The sequence below is a fragment of the Streptomyces sp. GQFP genome, from assembly GCF_021545335.1.
Classification (GTDB): Bacteria; Actinomycetota; Actinomycetes; order Streptomycetales; family Streptomycetaceae; genus Streptomyces.
In genome coordinates, this window is the sequence record NZ_CP089312.1 from 4,540,500 (window position 1) to 4,559,411 (window position 18,912).

Genomic DNA, 18,912 nt, shown 5'->3' on the forward strand with positions numbered 1-18,912 from the left:
AAAGTCGCGCTGAACGCGCTCGTCCTCAAACGCCGGACGGGCTGGATGTGGCGCCGGCCGGTGCTTGATCTTTCAGCCCAGGCCCAGGCATTTCAGCCCGTCCGGCGTTTGAGGACGAGCGCGTTCAGCGCGATACGGGGGTTCGGGGGCGGAGCCCCCGAGGATGGGACGGGTAGGGGCGGCGGGGGCGAGGAAACCCCCCTCAAGCCGACGCCCGCCCCGTAAACGCCGTTCGGCACCGGTCCCTCCCCACGTGGGGACCGGTGCCGAACGATGGGCTAGGACCCGCTGGCGAATCCGGCGAAGCTGGCCGAGAACATTCGGCCTTCGAGCTGCCCCTGGGATCGCTGCGCAGGTGGTCCGGGTGGACGCCACGCGGCTGGTTCCTTGTTGCGTCATGATCCTGCCATTCAGAGCTCGTGGAGAGGAGGTTCCGGTGTCGGGGCGAACGCTTAACCGCAGGTCAGCCGTATAGAGTGGGTTTTCCGGTCCGGATGACACCGGATGACATACGCGGGGGAAGTAAGGGGTGGAGACCTTGAGTTCCGACTCAGGGGCGCGCACGGCCTTCGCGGAGCGGCTCGCGCTGTTGTACAAGGAGGCCGGAAATCCTCCCCTCAAGCGGGTGGCCGAAGCCGTCGTCCAGTTGCAGCGGGTCGACGAACGCGGACGGCCCGTGCGGGTGTCCGTGCAGCGGATCAGCGACTGGCGCCGGGCGAAGAACGTGCCCGCCCAGTTCGCCGCCCTCGCCGCCGTACTGAGCATCCTCGTCCCGCAGGCCCGGCGCGCACAGCCGGTACCCGTCTCCCCCGGGCTGTACGACATGGCCCAGTGGCAGCGCCTGTGGGAGAAGGCCGTCGCCGACCCGGTGGGTGACCGGGCCCTGGGGCCCCTGGACGAGGAGGAAGCGCCCGCCGTCGAGAGCGCGGCCGTTCCGGGCGCCGTGTGTCCCTACCGCGGCCTCGCCTCGTACCGTCCGCAGGACACCCGGTGGTTCTTCGGCCGGGAGCGCAGCACCGACGCCCTGGTCGCCCAGCTCCGCGCGGCCGAGACCGCCGACACCGGCAGTGGCGGGCTGGTCATGCTCGTCGGGGCCTCCGGCGCGGGCAAGTCCTCGCTGCTGAGCGCCGGGCTGGTGCCCGCGTTGCAGGAGGGCGTGCTGGGCGGGCCGGGGCAGCCGGCCCGGGAGGTCGTCCAGCTCGTCCCGGGCAGCGATCCCCTCGCCGAGCTGACCCTCCGAATACCCGGCCTCGATGACCTCCTCTCCCCCAGCGACGAGGAGCCTGCCGCCGAGCCCGGTACGCCCGAATTCGCCCACGCCGTACGGGAGACGGTCACCGCCTGGGCCCGCCGTGACGGCGGCAGCGCATCCGCCCGGCCCGTCGTCATCGTCGACCAGTTCGAGGAGGCGTTCACCCTCTGCCCCGAGGCGGACCGGAACACCTTCATCCAGCTCCTCCACGCCGCCGCCGCACCCCCCGGCCCCGGTGCCGACGGGTCGGCCCCCGTGCTCGTCGTCCTCGGTATCCGCGCCGACTTCTACGACCAGTGTCTGCGCCATCCCGAACTCGCCGACGCCCTCCAGCACCGCCACATGGTCCTCGGGCCGCTGACCACCGCCGAGTTGCGGGAGGCCGTGACCGGACCGGCCAAGGCCGTCGGGCTGGAGCTGGAACCCGGGCTCGCGGAGCTGATCGTCCGCGAGGTGAGCGCCGACGGGCCGCGCGGGGCGCACGACGCGGGCGCACTGCCGCTTCTCTCGCACGCCCTGCTCGCCACCTGGCAGCGCCGCAAGGCGGGCCGGCTGACCCTGTCCGGCTATCGCGCGGCCGGCGGTATCCAGGGCGCGGTGGCCGCGACCGCCGAGCACGCCTGGACCGGCCTCGACCCGGCCGCCCGTAACGCCGCGCGCCTGTTGCTGCTCCGGCTGGTGCGGCTGGGCGAGGACACCCAGGCCACCCGGCGGCGAGGTCAGCGACGGCAGCTGGCCGCCGAGTCGGCGGACCCCGGCAAGACGGAGGAGTCGCTCGAAGCACTGGTGCGCGCCCGGCTGGTGACGCTCGACGCGGAGAGCGTGGAGATCACCCACGAGGCGCTGCTGCACGCCTGGCCGCGGCTGCGCGACTGGATCGACGAGGACCGGGGCGGCAATCTGCTGCGCCAGCGCGTGGAGGAGGACAGCCGGTCCTGGGAGGAGTCGAAGCGCGACACCTCGCTCCTCTACCGGGGTTCGCGGCTCGAACAGGCGCGTACCTGGGCGGAGTCCGCCGGTGACACCTATCTGACGCGGGGCGCGAAGCAGTTCCTGGCCGCCTCGGTCCGGCTGCGCCGCCGTACCGTCCTGATCAGCCGTGCCGCCGTCGCCGCCGTGGTCGCGCTGGCCGTGCTGGCCGCCGGTGCGGCGCTGATCGCCCGGCAGCAGCGGGACGACGCGGTGTTCGAGAACGTGCTCGCCGAGGCCGACCGTGTCCAGGCCTCGGACCCGTCGCTGGCGGCGCAGCTCAGCCTGGTCGCCCACCAGCTCCGCCCGGACGACGCGGGCACCCGCAGCCGGCTGATCTCGATCGTCAACACCCCGCTGTCCACCCCGCTGAACGGCCACACCGGCGCCGTCTACCTCACCACGTTCAGCCCGGACGGACGGCTCCTGGCCACCGCCAGCTACGACGGGACCGTACGCCTGTGGGACGTGGCGAACCGGGCGCACCCCAAGGCGCTCGGCAAACCCCTTGCCGCCAACGCGAGTTGGGTGAGCAGCGCGGTCTTCAGCCCCGACGGCCGCACTCTCGTCAGCGCGGGCGACGACGGCACGATCCGTCGCTGGGACGTGTCCGACCCCGCCCGCCCGCGTTCCCTCGGCGCGCCCCTGAGCGGCCATGACGGCACGATCTATCTGATCGCGTTCAGCCCGGACGGCCGTACCCTCGCCTCGGCGAGCGAGGACCGCACGGTCCATCTGTGGAGCATGACCGACCCGGCCCGTCCCAGGTCGATCGGCGCCCTCACCGGCGCGGGCGCCGCCGTGCGCGCGATCGCGTTCAGCGCCGACGGCCGGAAACTGGCGGCGGGCGGCGACGACAACACGATCCGGTTGTACGACGTGTCGAACCCGCGCGCTCCGAAGCGGTACGCCTCGAAACTGACCGGACACACGGACCTGGTCCACTCGGTGGCCTTCAGCCCCGACGGCCGCACCCTCGCCAGCGGCGCCGCCGACGACACGATCCGGCTGTGGGACGTGTCCGACCCCGACCACGCGGCCCAGTTGGGCCCGCCGCTCACCGGCCACACCGACGCGATCTGGTCGGTGGCCTTCAGCCCGGACGGGACCACTTTGGCCGCCGCCAGCGCGGACAGCACGGCGAGTCTGTGGAACGTCAGCGATCCGGAGTACCCCTCGCAGGTCGGCGAACCCCTCGCGGGCAGCAGCGGCGAGATGTACGCACTGGGCTTCAGCCCGGACGGCCGTACGCTCGCCACCGGCAGCGGTGACAGCAAGGTGCGGCTGTGGTCGCTGCCGACGTCGGACATGATCGGCCGCATCGGGGTGTTCCGCCCGGACGGCAAGGTCCTCGCCACGGGCTCGCGCGACGGACAGGTCCGGCTGTGGAACGTGGAGCGGCCCGACCACCCCGTGGTCCTGGGCGAACCGTTCACTCCCGGAGAGGGCGAGGTACGGACGCCGACGTTCTCCCCCGACGGCCGCACGCTCGCGCTGGCGGCCGGGAACAGCACGGTCCAGCTCTGGAACGTCAGCGATCCCAGCCATCCCGTGGCCTGGGCGGATCCCGTCCAGCTGAAGACCCGGTTCGCGGCCACGGTGGCGTTCAGCCCGGACGGGCGGGTGCTGGCCACGGCGTACGAGGACTTCACCGTTCAGCTGTGGGACGCGAGCGACCCGGCCCACCTGCGCCCGCTCGGCTCCCAGCTCACCGGATACAAGGGGTACGTCGACGGGTTCGTCTTCAGCAAGGACGGCCGTACGCTGGCCAGCGCGAGCGCGGACGGCACGGTCAGGTTGTGGAACGTGAGCGACCCGTCCCGGGCCACCCTCCTCGGCAAGGTCCTCAGGGGACACCAGGGCCCGGTCAACGAACTGGCCTGGAGCCCGGACGGCCGTACGCTCGCCAGCGGCAGCGACGACGGCACGGTCCGCCTGTGGGACGTGACCGACCCGGCGAAGGCCCACAGCCTGGGCGCCCCGCTCACCGGGCACACCGAGGCGGTCGAGTCACTGTCCTTCAGCCCGGACGGCGAGGTCCTGGCGAGCGGCGGCAACGACAACACGGTCCGGCTCTGGCGCGTCGGCGACCCGGCGAAGGCCAAGTCCATCGGCCAGTCGATGAGCCCCAACGCCAAGACGGGCAACTTCCTGGCGTTCAGCCCGCACGGCGGCATCGTCGGGGTGTCGAGCGGCGCGGACACGGTCCGGCTGTGGAACCTCGACATCGACACGGCGGTCACCCACATCTGCTCGACGACGCGGGGCGTCCTGACGGCGGCAAAGTGGCACGAGTATCTGCCCCGGCTCTCGTACGAACCGCCGTGCGACGAGTGAGGGGCGGGCGGGGTTGTAGGGAAACAGGAGGCCAATGGGAGTGATCCCGATCACAACTGGTCCTCTTAGGGGAGCAGTCGACTCCCGCTGAGCATGCAGCCTTGTTAACCTTGGCCAGAGCCCGATCGCTGGTGCATCCCCCGTCGCCAGCGGTCGGGTTCTTTTGTGTTCGCGTCAGCCTCCGGCGGAGTGCGGGACGAAGGCGGCCCAGGCGGCAGGGGTGAAGGCGAGGCGGGGTCCGGCGTCTATGTGCTGCTTGGAGTCCCGGACGTGGATGGTGGCGGGGGTGGTGGCGATCTCGACGCAGGAGTCGCCTTCCGTGCCATCGCTGTAGCTGCTCTTGAACCACGCCAGTTCGGAGGGGGCTCCGGCGAGGTGCTTGCGGATCATGTCTCTCCCAGCAGTTGCTCGATGAAGGCGAGTGACTCCCCGGAGGTGAGGGCCTCGGCCCGGATGGTGCTGTAGCGCAGTTCCAGGATGCGTAGATCCTTCGGCTCCATTGTCGGACGGCCGTTGAACGCCCCGTCGGAGCGCCCCACAGCTGTACCGTCTGCGAACCTCAGCAACTCGATCTTCCCATCCACCCCAGGGTGAGCATCGCTCTCCGTTGGCATCACCTGGAACGTTACGTTGCGCATCTGCGCGACCTCCAGCAGGTGTTCGAGCTGTCGGCGTCGCACCATTGTGCCTCCGACGCGACGGCGCAGAGCCGCCTCTTCCTGGACGAAGCTGAGCGCAGTCACGGGTGACTTGTCGAAGACCGCCTTCCGCGCCATGCGTGCGGCCACCAGACGCTCCACTTCCCCCTCCGAGTACGGCGGTTGGCGCGCCTCGAACAGGGCTCGCGCGTGCTCGGGTGTCTGCAACAGGCCGTGGAGGCTGAGCCCGACGTACACCCCGATCTGCACCGCCTTCGACTCCAGCTTCGCGATCTCCCGAACCTTCTTCGGGTACCGGACCTTCTCCAGGTCCTCGTTCATCGCCTTCAGCAGACCGCGCGCGTCGAGAACCTCGTCCGCCTTCTCCATGTACTCGGGGCGGGCGATCCGTTTCCCGCCCTCGATCTTGTAGACCATGTCCTCGCCGTACCCCAGCCGCCTGCCGAACTCAGCAGCGCGCATCCCCACCGCCTCCCGGCGCAGCTTCAGCTGGCGGCCTACCGCCTCCACGACCGCCACACCCCACTCGTCGTCCGGGTCGACCTCCCAACCCGGCTCGTCCGCCTCGGTCTTGAGCCTGCCCGCGTCGCCATCCACACTCATGCCGCGCCCCTCCGTCATCCGCGCCGTACTGCCCCCGCCACCTACCCGTACGCCCGATGCGGACAGCCCGGACACGACCGGACAAGCTCCGGACAGTCACCGTACGCAACGGCGGAGTCACTGCTCACGGTAGGCATGTGCGGCCACTCTGAGTGACGTGAATCAAGAAACCGCCGCCCCCGAGGCCCCACTTGAGAACTTCTTCCGCAACTTCAGCGTGCGCCTGTCCCCCACGCCCCGTGGCGCGCGCCTGGCCCGGCTGCTGACCGCCGAGCAACTCCGTTCCTGGGAGCTCCCGTTGGACCCGGCCCGTCAGATCGTCGGCGAGCTGGCCGCGAACGCCGTCACGCACGGGCGCGTTCCGGGCCGCGATTTCCGGCTCACGGTGTACGTCATCGCCGACACCCTGCGTATCGAGGTGACCGACACGTGCGGTGACCGCCGGCCCTGCCCTCAACCCCCGTCCACGGACGCGGAGTCGGGGAGAGGCCTGGCTCTGGTGGAGGCGCTGGCCGACCGCTGGGGGTGGGGTCCGGGGTTGCGGCCGCGCAAGACGGTGTGGGCGGAAATCGATGTGTCACCGGAACCCGATTCCCCGTGTTCCGGCGGGACCAGCGCTCTTTCCAAAGAACCGTAGAGGGAAAGAACCCCACCAAACCCCACCCCTCCCTCCCGCCGCCGTGGCCCGTCACTCCCCCGAGTGAACATCACCAACTCAGCTGGATTTGTGCCCGGTTGCCTGCCTTACGCTCAGCCCAGCAGCACGACCACAGACAACCCCAGACAGACGACGGCCCTCGCCGGGACTGGCATCCCAATGCGAGGGCCTGACCACCAAGGAAGAAGCAGCTTCCCGATGGACACGCAAAACCCTAGCGCGCCCCCGTGCGCCGAAGCCCGTCCCACGGGCAAAAACCACCCTCCCCGGCGACCCAATTCCGGCGTTTCCGGCGTCGTCCACGACAACGCCCGCCACCGCGACCGTTTCACGGTGATCGGCAACCACCTCGCCCAGCACCCCGAGTTGTCCCTGCTGGCCATCGGACTCGCCACCCACATCCAGTCGCTGCCCGCTGGTGCCCCCGTCGACATCAAGACCCTCACCAAGAGGTTCCCCGAGGGCCCGGACCGTATCGCCGCCGCCCTGCGCGAACTGGAAACCCACGGCTACCTGAGCCGTACCCGCGAACGCACCCCCACCGGCCGCATCATCACCCGCACGGTCTCCTGCAACCGCCCCGGCCACCACACCGAGCCCCCGGCGGACACCGAGGCGAGGTCCAGCCGCCCGGCCCCGGCCCCGCCCAAGAAGCGCGTCCCACGCAAGCCGCTGCCCGCCGTACCGCAGCCCTCGTACAAGGGACCGGGACTCCTCCAGGCCGCCACCGAACTCCTCGCAGGCCTCAGTCGCCACGACCCCGACCTGCTCCTCTCGGCCTGCGACACGGCCCATCTGGCGCCCGGGGTCGCCGCCTGGCTGGAACGCGGCGCCAGCGCCACGGCCGTACGGCACGCCCTGCTCAGCGACCTCCCACCCGAGGGAATGCGCCGCCCGGCCGCCCTCCTGGCCCACCGCCTGACGGCCCAGCTACCACCTCCGGCCGCCTTCAGGAACCCGGACTCGCAGCAGCCGGAGAACATCGGCGTCCGCCACCCGTTCCAGAACTGCGACGGCTGCGACCGAGTATTCCGAAGCCCCGAACCGGGCCGCTGCCGCGACTGCCGGGCCGCCGCCGTCCCCATGGCCGTCTGACGCACGCCCGCGCACGTCATCGGCCCCACCACACGAAAGACGCAGGGTCCGCCATGGTCAGCTCGTCACCCCTGAACAGATTCCCCGCCGACGCGCCTCCCACCTCCCCCCGAGGCTCGCTCGGCCGCCGCCCCGGGTCGATACTCTGGCGACGGCACCCCCAGGAGGACACGATGAGCACCCAGTCTGACCACGGACACGAGCTGATCCCCCGTCCCGAGCACACCCCCGACGCCCTGCGTGCGGCCCTCGCCGCCGTGGACCCGGGACGCCTGGAGGAGATGCAGGCCCAGAAGGACGAGGCGTTCGCCCTGGCGGTCGAGTGGCAGTCCCTCAGCCCCGTACAGAGCTGGGTCCTCGCCTGGGCCAGGAACATCGAGATCGCGCGCCGCCCCGATCTCTCCGTCCGCTACGCCCGCGCGCAGAGCCGACTGGAGCACGAAGATCCGGTCACCGCCGAGGAAGCCCTGCGGGAGCTGACTTCGGTCCTGGACGAGGCCATGAAGGCAGTCCGCGAGTGAGCTGGAAGTGGGAGTACGCGTTCGGTGCGGAGGAAACTGCTCGCACCGCGCCGGCTGACTTCCTCGCCATGGTGGCCAGGAAGGCGGACGAACTGGTCAGGGCAGCCGAGGCCCTCCACGTCCACGGCCGAGCCCACGAAGGGCTGGACCCGAAGGGCGGCGACATCCTCGTCCCCGGCGGCATGTTCACCTACCAGGTCGTCGTGCGGAGCGAGCGCGTCTACGTCGTCCAGATCACGTACCTGGGCTTCTGAACTGTCGGGTCGGATGGAGGACGCGATGTCCTCGGCTCGTCCGGGCGGCTGGGTTCTCCGGGAAGGTCAGGCTGTGGCAGCCCCCGCCCCGGGTACGCCCCGCACCACTCGTTCGACGTAGCAGGCGGTGGCCCGGTCCGCAGTGCGGACCGGGCCCTTCCTCGCTTTCGTTCAGACGCTCAGCGCCGCCCTCACCGTCTGCTCGGCCCCGGCTCCGCCCTCGCCGGACGAGGTCACGCGTCCCGCCTCCAGTACGTAGTAGTGCTGGGCGGCCCGCATCGCGAAGCCCACGTGCTGCTCGACGAGGAGGACCGAGAGGCCGCCCCTCGCCGCCAGCGTCAGGATCGTCTCCTCTATCTCGGCGACCACCGACGGCTGGATGCCCTCCGTCGGCTCGTCGAGGAGGAGCAGGCTCGGGCGGGTCACCAGGGCGCGCGCCAGGGCGAGTTGCTGGCGCTGGCCGCCCGACAGCAACCCCGCCCGGCGGCCCGAGAGTTCACGCAGTGCCGGGAAGAGGTCCAGCGCCTCGGCGACCGCCTCCTTTCCGTCCGCCCGTCCGTCGGCGACGAGTTGGAGGTTCTCGGCGGTGGTGAGGTGCGGGAACGACTGCTGTCCCTGCGGTACGTACGCCATTCCGCGCGCCACCCGCTGGTGCGGGGAGAGGCGGGTGATGTCCTCGCCGTTCAGCAGGACCCGCCCGGCGGTCGGCTTCAGCAGACCCATGGCCGCCCGGAGCAACGTGCTCTTCCCGGCGCCGTTGTGGCCCAGGACAGCGGCCACCCCGTCCTTCGGGACCGCCACGGTCACGCCGTGCAGGACGGTCGTACGGTCGTATCCCGCTCGTACGTCGTTGATCTCCAGCAGAGACACGGCCATTACGCCTCCTCCCCAACAGGTATGGGCGCGGGCTCTGTTGCGCGGCCCAGATAGACCTCCTGGACCCTCGGGTCCGCCTGGACCTCCGTCACCGTGCCCTCGCTCAGCACCTTGCCCGCGTGCAGGACGCTGACGCTGCGTGCGAACGAACGCATGAAGTCCATGTCGTGCTCGATGACGACGACCGTGTGGTCCTCGCTCACCCGTTGGAGGAGTTCGCCGGTCGCCTCGCGCTCCTCGTGGCTCATCCCGGCCACCGGTTCGTCGAGCAGCAGCAGCCGTACGTCCTGGACGAGCAGCATGCCGATCTCCAGCCACTGCTTCTGGCCGTGGGCGAGGGCTCCCGCCGGGCGGTCGGCGAGTGCCGTCAGGCCGGTGGTCTGCAGGGCCCTTGTCACCTGCTCCGGAACTCCCTTGCGGCGGCGGAGCATTGTCCACACGCCGCGTCCGGCGCCCGCCGCGATGTCCAGGTTCTGGAGCACGGTCAGCTCCTCGAACACCGTCGCCGTCTGGAACGTACGGCCGATGCCCATGCGCGCGATCCGCTGCACCGGCTTGCCGAGCAGCTCCTCGTCGCCGAAGCGGACCGAGCCCGTCGCCTTCACCAGGCCGGTGACGGCGTCGACGAGAGTCGTCTTGCCCGCGCCGTTCGGCCCGATGAGGAACCTCAAGTCACCTGATTCCACGGTCAGGTTGACGCCGTCGACCGCCGTGAAGCCGTCGAACGTGACCCTCAGGTCGCTGATCGTCAGTGCCTCGCCGCCGTCGCCGCTCATGCCGTTCCTCCCGAACTCACTTGCCGTGTACGGCGGTTGCGGGCCACCGTCCACAGGGACGCCAGGCCGCCGGGCAGGAAGCCGACCGCCAGCACGAACAACAGGCCCTGGAAGTACGTCCATCCGGCCGGGTACGCGTCCGACAGCGTGCTCTGCGTCCAGGCGACCGCGATCGCCCCGAGCACCGCGCCCACGAGCGACGCCCGGCCGCCGACCGCCGCGCCGATGACGAAGCCGATCGACGGCACGATCCCGATCAGCGCCGGGGAGATGATCCCGACGGCGGGCACGAAGAGCGCGCCGGCCAGCCCCGCCATTCCTGCGGCTACGACATACGCGACCAGCTTGACGTTGGCCGGGTTGTAGCCGAGGAAGCGGACCCGTTCCTCGGAATCCCTTACGGCGACGAGGAGTTCGCCGTACCGGCTGACGAACAGCTGGCGGGCGAGGGCCATGAGGAGCAGGAGGACGGCGGCGATGACGAAGTACACCATCCGCTGGTTGACCGGGTCGTCGAGCGAGTAGCCGAAGAAGCCCTGGATGTCGGTGAGGCCGTTCGTGCCGCCCGTTGTCGCCTGCTGGCCGATCAGCCAGATGGAGAGCGCGGCGGCGAGCGCCTGGCTGAGGATCGCGAAGTACGCGCCCTTCACCCGGCGCCGGAAGACCAGGAAGCCGAGCAGCGCGGCGACCGCCATGGGCAGGATCACCGTCATAGCCAGCGCGAACAGCGGGTTGGCGAACGGCTCCCACCACCAGGGAAGGGCGTCCCCGGTGCCGTACAGCTGCATGAAGTCGGGGAGTTTCTCGCCGGTGTCGGCGGCGTCGGCGAGCTTGAGATGCATGGCCATGGCGTAGCCGCCGAGGCCGAAGAAGACGCCCTGGCCGAGGACGAGGAGTCCGCCACGGCCCCAGGCCAGGCTGACGCCGACGGCCACGATCGCGTAGCACAAGTACTTGGCGAGGAGGGCGAGTCGGAAGTCGGAGAGGGCCAACGGGGCTATGCCGAGGAGGAGTACGGCTCCGAGGGCGAAGCCGCCGGGGACTCGGAGGTGTTCCAGGAGGGGGGTCCTGGGTGGAGGCGGTGGGGTAACCGCCGTGGCGGGCTGGGGTGTTGTTGTTGTCATGCCAGGCTCCGGGTGCGCAGTGTGTACAGGCCCTGCGGTCGCCACTGGAGGAACGCGACGATCGCCACCAGGACGATGACCTTGGCGACGCTGACGGTGGTCGAGTATTCGAGCACTGATTGAAGGACGCCGAGTGCGAACGCGGTGATCACGCTGCCCTTGAGCTGGCCGATGCCGCCGACCACGACCACGAGGAAGGCGTCGACGATGTAGTTGGTGCCCATGGTCGGGCCGATCGGGCCTACGAGGGTCAGCGCGACGCCTGCCACTCCGGCAAGTCCCGAGCCGATGAAGAACGTCATCCGGTCGACCTGGCCGGTGGCGATGCCGGACACCTCGGCGAGGTCGCGGTTCTGGACGACCGCCCTGATGCGGCGGCCCAGGGGGGTGAGGCGCAGGATCAGCGTGAGGGCGAGGACGCTCAGGAGGGCCAGGCCGAGGATGAACAGGCGGCTGTTGGCGAGGGTGATGCCGCCGCCGACCGAGATGTTGTCGGTGAGGACGTCGGGGGCGTGGGTCTGGACGTTCGGGGCGCCGAAGATGTCCCTGGCCAGTTGCTGGAGCATCAGGGAGACGCCCCAGGTGACGAGGAGGGTGTCCAGGGGGCGGGTGTAGAGGCGGCGGATGAGGAGCCATTCGAGGAGGGCGCCCATGAGGCCGGCGACGACGAAGGCGACGGGGAGGGCGACCAGGAGGGAGAGGCCGGCGCTGCTGATGGACTTCTGGAGGACGTAGGTCGTGTAGGCGCCGGCCATGATGAACTCGCCGTGGGCCATGTTGATCACGCCCATTTGGCCGAAGGTGAGGGTCAGGCCGAGGGCGATGAGGAGGAGGACGGCGCCGATGCTGATGCCGGTGAAGGATTGGTTGAGGATGACCGTCATGGAGCGGCTCCTGGTCGGGGGCGGGGGTGCGGGTGGGGTGCCTTTTTTCTCGCCCCCGCCGCCCCTACCCGTCCCATCCTTCTGGGGCTGCGCCCCAGACCCCCTGTCGCGCTGAACGCGCTCGTCCTCAAACGCCGGACGGGCTGAAATACCCTGGCCGGCGCTTGATCTTTTAGCCCGTCCGGCGTTTGAGGACAAAGGGGGGTCTGGGGGCGCAGCCCCCAGGGGACGGGAATGGGTAGGGGCGGCGGGGGCGAGGAACTATGGTTAGGACAGGCCCGATGCCCAGTCGTAGCCCTTCAGGTACGGGTCCGGCTTTATTGGCTTGCCTGAGTTCCAGACCTCTGTGATCAGGCCGTCGGTCCCTACCTTGCCTATGCGGGCCGTCTTGTAGACGTGCTGGCTCGCCCCGTCCACCGTGACCTCGCCCTCGGGGGCAGCGAACGTGATGCCGTCCGACGCCGTCTTCACCTTGGCGACGTCGAAGGAGCCCGCCTTCTCGACCATCTCCTTCCACAGGTACACCGAGATGTACGCCGCCTCCATCGGGTCGCTCGTCGGCTTCCCCTTGCCGTACGCGGCCTGGTACGCCGCGACGAACTTCGTGTTCGCGGCACCCGGCGTGGTCTGGTAGTAGTTCCAGGCCGTCAACTGGCCCTCCAGATACTGCGTCCCGATGCTCTTCACCTCCTCCTCCGCGATCGACACCGACAGCACCGGCATGCTCTTCGCGGTCATCCCGGAGGACTTGTACTCCTTGAAGAACGCCACGTTGCTGTCACCGTTGAGGGTGTTGAACACAGCGTCCGCGCCGGAGTCCTTGACCTTGTTGACGATCGTGGAGAACTCCGTCGAGCCCAGCGGCGCGTAGTCCTCGCCGACCACCGTCATGCCCTTGGCCTTCGCATACGCCTTGATGATTTTGTTGGCCGTACGCGGGAAGACGTAGTCGCTGCCGACCAGGTACAGCTTGGTCAGGCCCTGCTTCTTCAGGTAATCCAGCGCCGGCACGATCTGCTGGTTCGTCGTCGCACCCGTGTAGAAGATGTACGGCGACTCCTCAAGTCCCTCGTACTGCACGGGGTAGAAGAGCAGCGACTTGTACCGCTCGAAGACGGGCTTCACCGCCTTGCGGCTGGACGAGGTCCAGCAGCCGAACGTCGCGACGACCTTGTCGTCCTTGATCAGCGCCTCCGCCTTCTCCGCGAAGGTCGGCCAGTCGGAGGCACCGTCCTGGCTGATCGGGTCCAGCTTCTTGCCCAGCACACCACCGGCCGCGTTGATCTCCTTCACCGCGAGCAACAGCGCGTTGTGGACGGTGACTTCGCTGATGGCCATCGTGCCGGACAGCGAGTTGAGGAGACCGACCTTGACCGTGCTGCCGGAGGTGTCGCCCTTGACGCCGGCGTCGGAGGACGTGTCGGAACCGGTCTTCGCGCCACAGGCACTGAGGGCGGCGGACGCGCCGACCACGGAAACTCCGGCCAACAGACCACGCCTGCTGATACTGAGCCCAGACATGCAGAACCGCCCTTGGGGAGGAGGGAAGGAGCGTCCACAGCCTGGGAGTTGACTGTTTCCAGGGCGTTTCCGCGCAATTGAAGAACAGTTTCCGGCGGAACTAAATTTCTTCAATTAATGCTTCCGCACGGAAGCATCTATTTGCCGGATTCCAACTGGGCCACGACCGTGAAGTCCAGGCCGTCCGCCTCCGCCAGGTAGATGCGCTGGCGTACGTGCCGGTCGCGCAGGCGCAGGAGGCCGCGCGGGCCCTCGTACGACACCGCATCCGCCGCCGCGCCGATCGCGGACACGTCAAGCGTGCGGGCGCGTTCGATCAGGGCGGCGAGCAGCAGCACGCCCTCGTAGCAGGATTCGCCGAGGCTGCCGGGGGCCGGGGCGTCGATACCGAAGCGGGCCGCGTAACTGCCGTGGAAGTCCAGGGTGTCCTGGTTGGCGAGGGAGGCGAAGAAGCCGGCCGTGCTGAACAGGTCGCGGGTCGCCTCGGGGCCGCTGGCCATCAGCATGTTCTCGTCCATGAGGGTGCTGAGGCGGATACTCCGCCGGTCCAGGCCGAAGGCGCCGAAGGCCCGGTTGAAGCGGACCGCGTCATTGCCGACCAGGAGCATCAACACCCCGTCGGCGTCCGCGTGTTCGATGCGGCGCAGTACGTCGGTGAAGTCGTCCGTGCCCAGCGGGAGGTACGCCTCCCCGCACACCCGGGCCCGGCTCTCGCGCGCGTACCGGCGGGCGGCGCGGGCCGTCTGACGGGGCCACACGTAGTTGTTGCCGACGACGAACCAGCGCCGTACGCCCCGCGCCTCGCTGATCAGCCGCATCGCCGGCCGCAGCTGCCCGGCGGGCGTCTCGCTCGTCAGGAAGACGCCCTCGGTGCGCTCGCCGCCCTCGTACAGGGCCGTGTACACGTACGGCACCCGGTGGGCGACCCGGGGCGCCAGGGCCTGCCGTACGGAGGAGATGTGCCAGCCGGTGACGCCCTGCACCACGCCGGTCGCGACCAGCGCCTCGACCTCCCCGGCGACCCGCTGCGGCTCGGCGCCCCCGTCGACCTCGATCAGCCGCAGCTCCTTGCCCAGGACCCCGCCCGCCCGGTTGACCTCCTCCACGGCCAGCCGCGCGCACGCCTCGCACGCCGGGCCGAAGATCCCGGCGGGACCCTGCATCGGGTACACCAGCGCGACGTTGAGCGCCGAGTCGTCGGCCGTGAACCATTCGGGGGTGTGGAGTCGGGGGTGGGCACTGGAAGGGTGGCGGGGGTGGGGCCGCTGCATGAGGTCATGATTGCCGCATCGGACCCGGTCGGGAACCACCTGTCCCAGTGAGGCAGTCTTCTCCCTCGTGGCGATCCTGGGGAACCTTCCGAGTCAGAACGGACCGAACGGGCCGAACGGGCCAGGTGCGGGTGCCGGTGATACGGCCGGTCACATGATCGTGTGCGGCGACGACGGGCTCGCCCACCGGCTCGCCCACGAACTCCGGAACGTGTACGGCGAACAGGTCACCCTCGTCGTACCGCCCTCGGAGCGGAACGTACGGCCGCCGGTGATCGTACGGGCCGCCGGGACGGCGTCGGCGCTGCTGGACCGGGTGTCAGCCGTCGTCAACCGCGCGGCGGGCAACGGGACCACCACCGAACCCGCGCTGAGCGAAGGGGTGTTGGAGGCCGTCGAGCTGACCGAGGCCGTGCTCGCCGAGGCGGGCGGGGAGCGGGCGGCGGCCCTCGCGCTCGTGTACGACGACGACGAGACCAACATCCGCGCCGCCCTCACCGCCCGCCGCCTCAACCCCCGCCTGCGGCTCGTACTCCGGCTCTACAACCGGCGGTTGGGCCAGCACATCGAGGAACTCCTCGACCAGGCTTCGGCGTTGGCGGCGGTGGCAGCCCTGGACGAGGGTGACGGCAGTGGTGCGGACAGGAGGGTCGACGCCTCCACCACCGTCCTTTCCGACGCCGACACCGCCGCCCCGGCTCTCGCCGCCACCGCCATCACCGGTACCAGCAAGGTCGTCCAGACCGACGGGCTGCTGCTGCGCGCGGTGGAACGGCAGCCGCCCGCGCCGGGCGAGGTCGCCGACCCCGGCCTGTACACACTCGCCCTGCTCTCCGCCACCAGCAGCGACCCGGCCGGCGCCGACGGCTCCGAGAGCAGCGGTGACCAGGGGCCCCGGCTGCTCCCCGACGCGGCGGCGGTCGCGGCGGCGACGGGGCGCGGGACGGTCGTACTCCAGCAGGTGTCGTACGCGTACTCCGGGACGTCGATGTCGGGCGGGCGGGGCCGGGGCGTGGTGCCGCCGTTCGCGTCCCTCTTCTCCCGGCGGCTGCGGTGGTCGCTGGCGGGGATGGCCGGTTGCGTGATCGCCCTCGCGGTCGCGCTGTCGGTCGCGACGGGCGACCATCCCGTCCACGCGACGTACTTGACCCTGCTGGACCTCTTCGCGATCAACGACCCGGCGAGGGGGGATTCCATGGCGCGCCAGATCCTTCAACTCCTGTCCGGGCTGGTCGGGTTGCTGCTGCTGCCGGTGCTGCTGGCCGCGGTGCTGGAGGCGTTGGGGACTTTTCGCAGTGGTTCCGCTGTGCGCAAGCCGCCGCGTGGGCTTGGCGGGCATGTGGTGCTGCTCGGGCTGGGCAAGATCGGCACGAGGGTGCTGACCCGGTTGCGTGAACTCAACATCCCGGTGGTGTGCGTCGAGGCGGACCCTGAGGCGCGGGGCCTCGCGACGGCACGGCGGCTTCGGGTGCCGGTGGTGCTGGGTGATGTGACCCAGGAGGGCGTCCTGGAGGCCGCGAAGATCAACCGTGCGCAGGCCCTCCTCGCCCTCACCAGCGCCGACACGACCAACCTGGAGGCGGTGCTGTACGGGCGTTCCGTACGGCCCGACCTGCGCGTCGTCCTGCGCCTGTACGACGACGACTTCGCCACCGCCGTGTACCGCACCCTGCGCGCGGCGCACCCCGGCGCGACGACCCGGAGCCGGAGCGTGTCCCATCTGGCGGCGCCCGCGTTCGCCGGGGCGATGATGGGGCGCCAGACGCAGATCCTCGGCACGATTCCTGTTGAGCGGCGGGTGTTGTTGTTCGCGGCGATGCGGGTGGGTGGGCATGTGGAGTTGGAGGGGCGGACTGTGGGAGAGGCGTTTCGGGCGGGGGCCTGGCGGGTGCTGGCGTTGGATACGGGGGTGGGGGCGCCGGTGGAGGAGGGGCGGGGGTCGGGGCTGGTGTGGGATCTGCCGGAGACGTATGTGCTGCGGGCGGAGGATCGGGTGGTGCTGGCGGCTACTCGGCGGGGGTTGGCGGAGCTGTTGGGTCGGCGGCGGGGGCGGGATCGGGCGGGGGCATAGTTTTCTCGCCCCCGCCGCCCCTACCCGTCCCATCCCGCTCCTGGGGGCTGCGCCCCCAGACCCCCGCTACGGCCCTGAACGGGCCTTGTCCTCAAACGCCGGACGGGCTGAAAGAACCCAAGTGCCGCTCCACGAACTCCAGTTCCAGGCGGACCTGCTTGATGCGTTCGTCCACGACGAGCGAGCCGTGGCCCGCGTCGTAGCGGTACACCTCGTGGGTCGCGCCCCGGGTCTCCAGGCGCTTCACGTAGTTGTCGATCTGGCGGATCGGGCAGCGGGGGTCGTTCACGCCGGCCGAGATGTACACCGGGGCCTTCACCGCGTCGACGTACGTCAGGGGCGACGACGCCTCGAAGCGTTCCGGGACCTCCTCCGGCGTACCGCCCAGCAGGGTGCGGTCCATCGCCTTCAGCGCCTCCATCTCGTCGTGGTACGCCGTGACGTAGTCCGCGACCGGCACCGCCGCGAGGCCCAGTGCCCAGGCGTCGGGCTGGACGCCGAGGCCGAGCAGCGTCAGGTAGCCGCCCCAGGAACCGCCGGTCAGGATCAGCCGGTCGGGGTCCGCGAGGCCCGAGGTCACCGCCCATTCCCGGACCGCCGCGATGTCCTCCAGCTCGATCAGACCGACCCGGTGCTTGAGGGCGTCCGTCCACTCACGTCCGTACCCGGTGGAGCCCCGGTAGTTGACCCTCACCACCGCGTACCCGTGGTCGACCCAGGCCGCCGGGCCCGCCGCGAAGGCGTCGCTGTCGTGCCAGGTGGGGCCGCCGTGGATGTCGAAGACCGTGGGGAGGGGGCGGCCCTCCGTCCCCGCCGGCCTCTGGACCAACGCGTGGATACGGCCGCCCGGGCCCTCCACCCACACGTCCTCCACCGGTACCGAGCCCGGGGACTTCAGGCCGGGCGGGTCCAGGACCACCGACCCCGTCGTCGAGCGCACCGACGACGGTTCGGCCGCCGACGACCACAGGTACTCCACGCTGCCGTCGGGCCGCGCCGTCGCCCCGGAGACCGAGCCGGGCGGTGTGTCCACCTTCACCAGCTCGCGGTCGGTCAGGTCGTAGCGGAAGAGTTCGCTGCGGGCCTCGAAGCTGTGGGCGATGAGCAGGCCCGAACCGTCCGGGTACCACTCCGCGCTCACGTCGCCCGGCAGGTCGAGGGCGAGGTCGGTCTCCTCGCCGCTCGCCACGTCCCACACCAGGGGCTCCCAGCGGCCCCGGCGCTGGTGCCCGACCAGCAGCCGGGTGTCGCCCTCCACGGGGGCGAAGCCCAGCACCTCCAGGCCAAGTTCCACCGCGCCGCCCTTGGTGTCGTCGAGGTCGGCGACCGTCGTGCCGTCCGGGCGCAGGACGCGCAGCGCCGAGTGCATCGCGTCGCCGTGTTCGGTGTGCTCGATCGCGATCAGGGAGCCGTCGTGGGAGAGGTCGCCGACGCCGGCGGACTCGCGGTGGCGGTAGATCACCACGGGGGGTGTGTCCGCCACGGCGAGGTGGATCGTCGTGCCTTCCTCGTCGGTCGAGCGGCCGACGACGGCGGTACGGCCGTCCCGGGCGAGGGCCAGTCCCGCCGGGTAGGAGGGCTCCAGGCCGGGAGCCGCGGGCTCGTCCTCGCCGCCCTTGAAGGGCTGGCGGCGCCAGACTCCGAACTCGTCGCCGTCCTTGTCGTCGAACCACCAGATCCACTCGCCGTCGGGCGACAGGACGCCGTCCGTCGTGCCGTTGGGGCGGTTTGTCGCCTGGCGCTGGTTGCCCGTGGCGCGGTTCCAGGCGTACAGCTCGTATGTGCCTGTCGCGTTGGACACGAAGAGGGAGCGGTCCGGGGCGTCCTCCGCCCAGTCCGGCAGTGACACCCGCGGGGCGCGGAACCGCTTCTCCCAGTCCGGCGTATTCGTGTTCGGCGTGGAACCGTTGCTCTCAGTCATGGGCCCATACTGCCCGGCCGGGGCACGGGTGCGCTGCGGAGGTCCCCAGCCTGTGGATAACTTCGCCCCCGCCGCCCCTACCCGTCCCATCCCTGGGGGCTGCCGCCCCCAGACCCCCCT

At 70.5% G+C, this 18,912-nt stretch carries 15 protein-coding genes; 6 read left to right on the plus strand and 9 right to left on the minus strand.

Annotated elements, in window-relative coordinates:
* Positions 1 to 529: 529 nt before the first annotated feature.
* Positions 530 to 4,558, plus strand: coding sequence for a WD40 repeat domain-containing protein (locus LUX31_RS20015; RefSeq protein WP_235476153.1), 4,029 nt, complete (start codon positions 530 to 532; stop codon positions 4,556 to 4,558).
* 174 nt (positions 4,559 to 4,732) lie between these two features.
* Here the strand turns inward: LUX31_RS20015 and LUX31_RS20020 are convergent, their stop codons facing one another.
* Both LUX31_RS20020 and LUX31_RS20025 read right to left on the minus strand, forming a co-directional pair.
* A complete protein-coding gene (locus LUX31_RS20020; RefSeq protein WP_235476154.1) occupies positions 4,733 to 4,948 on the minus strand; it encodes a DUF397 domain-containing protein in 216 nt (71 codons plus the stop codon).
* Positions 4,945 to 5,820, minus strand: a complete 876-nt coding sequence (locus LUX31_RS20025) for a helix-turn-helix domain-containing protein (RefSeq protein WP_235476155.1) — start codon at positions 5,818 to 5,820, stop codon at positions 4,945 to 4,947. Before LUX31_RS20025 ends, LUX31_RS20020 begins: the two co-directional genes overlap by 4 nt.
* 157 nt (positions 5,821 to 5,977) lie before the next feature.
* Here LUX31_RS20025 and LUX31_RS20030 point away from each other — a divergent pair, with 157 nt between their 5' ends.
* From LUX31_RS20030 to LUX31_RS20045, 4 genes are all read left to right on the plus strand, one after another.
* On the plus strand, positions 5,978 to 6,457 hold the full coding sequence (locus LUX31_RS20030; RefSeq protein ID WP_235476156.1) for an ATP-binding protein: 480 nt from the start codon (positions 5,978 to 5,980) through the stop codon (positions 6,455 to 6,457).
* 219 nt (positions 6,458 to 6,676) lie between these two features.
* Positions 6,677 to 7,573, plus strand: coding sequence for a helix-turn-helix domain-containing protein (locus LUX31_RS20035; RefSeq protein ID WP_235476157.1), 897 nt, complete (start codon positions 6,677 to 6,679; stop codon positions 7,571 to 7,573).
* 173 nt (positions 7,574 to 7,746) lie between these two features.
* On the plus strand, positions 7,747 to 8,094 hold the full coding sequence (locus tag LUX31_RS20040; RefSeq protein WP_235476158.1) for a hypothetical protein: 348 nt from the start codon (positions 7,747 to 7,749) through the stop codon (positions 8,092 to 8,094).
* Entirely contained in the window at positions 8,091 to 8,348 is a 258-nt protein-coding gene (locus LUX31_RS20045) for a hypothetical protein (RefSeq protein ID WP_235476159.1), read from the plus strand. The genes LUX31_RS20040 and LUX31_RS20045 overlap by 4 nt, the downstream gene beginning before the upstream one ends.
* A 171-nt stretch (positions 8,349 to 8,519) precedes the next feature.
* Here the strand turns inward: LUX31_RS20045 and urtE are convergent, their stop codons facing one another.
* The 6 genes from urtE to LUX31_RS20075 all read right to left on the minus strand — a co-directional run bounded on the left by urtE (position 8,520) and on the right by LUX31_RS20075 (position 14,800).
* A complete protein-coding gene (urtE, locus tag LUX31_RS20050) occupies positions 8,520 to 9,224 on the minus strand; it encodes an urea ABC transporter ATP-binding subunit UrtE (RefSeq protein ID WP_235476160.1) in 705 nt (234 codons plus the stop codon).
* Positions 9,224 to 10,000: an urea ABC transporter ATP-binding protein UrtD gene (gene urtD, locus LUX31_RS20055; RefSeq protein ID WP_235476161.1), complete on the minus strand. Its 777-nt coding sequence runs from the start codon at positions 9,998 to 10,000 to the stop codon at positions 9,224 to 9,226. Before urtD ends, urtE begins: the two co-directional genes overlap by 1 nt.
* Complete coding sequence (gene urtC, locus LUX31_RS20060; protein WP_235476162.1) at positions 9,997 to 11,124, minus strand: urea ABC transporter permease subunit UrtC; 1,128 nt, start codon at positions 11,122 to 11,124, stop codon at positions 9,997 to 9,999. Before urtC ends, urtD begins: the two co-directional genes overlap by 4 nt.
* Positions 11,121 to 12,008: an urea ABC transporter permease subunit UrtB gene (urtB, locus tag LUX31_RS20065; protein ID WP_235476163.1), complete on the minus strand. Its 888-nt coding sequence runs from the start codon at positions 12,006 to 12,008 to the stop codon at positions 11,121 to 11,123. Before urtB ends, urtC begins: the two co-directional genes overlap by 4 nt.
* Before the next feature lie 267 nt (positions 12,009 to 12,275).
* Entirely contained in the window at positions 12,276 to 13,529 is a 1,254-nt protein-coding gene (gene urtA, locus LUX31_RS20070; protein WP_235476164.1) for an urea ABC transporter substrate-binding protein, read from the minus strand.
* Positions 13,530 to 13,666: 137 nt separating this feature from the next.
* Positions 13,667 to 14,800 (minus strand): substrate-binding domain-containing protein, encoded by a 1,134-nt coding sequence (locus tag LUX31_RS20075; protein WP_235476165.1) that lies wholly within the window; start codon positions 14,798 to 14,800, stop codon positions 13,667 to 13,669.
* Between the two features lie 154 nt (positions 14,801 to 14,954).
* On the opposite strand from LUX31_RS20075, the gene LUX31_RS20080 reads away from it, so the two are divergent.
* A complete protein-coding gene (locus tag LUX31_RS20080; RefSeq protein WP_235476166.1) occupies positions 14,955 to 16,871 on the plus strand; it encodes an NAD-binding protein in 1,917 nt (638 codons plus the stop codon).
* A gap of 91 nt (positions 16,872 to 16,962) precedes the next feature.
* Here LUX31_RS20080 and LUX31_RS20085 read toward each other — a convergent pair whose 3' ends face one another.
* Positions 16,963 to 18,792, minus strand: a complete 1,830-nt coding sequence (locus tag LUX31_RS20085) for a S9 family peptidase (protein WP_235476167.1) — start codon at positions 18,790 to 18,792, stop codon at positions 16,963 to 16,965.
* Positions 18,793 to 18,912: the final 120 nt, after the last annotated feature.

Coding starts and splice junctions, on each gene's coding strand:
- LUX31_RS20020 (WP_235476154.1), bottom strand. CDS start 4,948: ATGATCCGCAAGCACCTCGCCGGAGCCCCCTCCGAACTGGCGTGGTTC.
- LUX31_RS20025 (WP_235476155.1), bottom strand. CDS start 5,820: ATGAGTGTGGATGGCGACGCGGGCAGGCTCAAGACCGAGGCGGACGAG.
- LUX31_RS20035 (WP_235476157.1), top strand. CDS start 6,677: ATGGACACGCAAAACCCTAGCGCGCCCCCGTGCGCCGAAGCCCGTCCC.
- LUX31_RS20040 (WP_235476158.1), top strand. CDS start 7,747: ATGAGCACCCAGTCTGACCACGGACACGAGCTGATCCCCCGTCCCGAG.
- urtE (WP_235476160.1), bottom strand. CDS start 9,224: ATGGCCGTGTCTCTGCTGGAGATCAACGACGTACGAGCGGGATACGAC.
- urtD (WP_235476161.1), bottom strand. CDS start 10,000: ATGAGCGGCGACGGCGGCGAGGCACTGACGATCAGCGACCTGAGGGTC.
- urtC (WP_235476162.1), bottom strand. CDS start 11,124: ATGACAACAACAACACCCCAGCCCGCCACGGCGGTTACCCCACCGCCT.
- urtB (WP_235476163.1), bottom strand. CDS start 12,008: ATGACGGTCATCCTCAACCAATCCTTCACCGGCATCAGCATCGGCGCC.
- urtA (WP_235476164.1), bottom strand. CDS start 13,529: ATGTCTGGGCTCAGTATCAGCAGGCGTGGTCTGTTGGCCGGAGTTTCC.
- LUX31_RS20075 (WP_235476165.1), bottom strand. CDS start 14,800: ATGCAGCGGCCCCACCCCCGCCACCCTTCCAGTGCCCACCCCCGACTC.
- LUX31_RS20080 (WP_235476166.1), top strand. CDS start 14,955: ATGATCGTGTGCGGCGACGACGGGCTCGCCCACCGGCTCGCCCACGAA.
- LUX31_RS20085 (WP_235476167.1), bottom strand. CDS start 18,792: ATGACTGAGAGCAACGGTTCCACGCCGAACACGAATACGCCGGACTGG.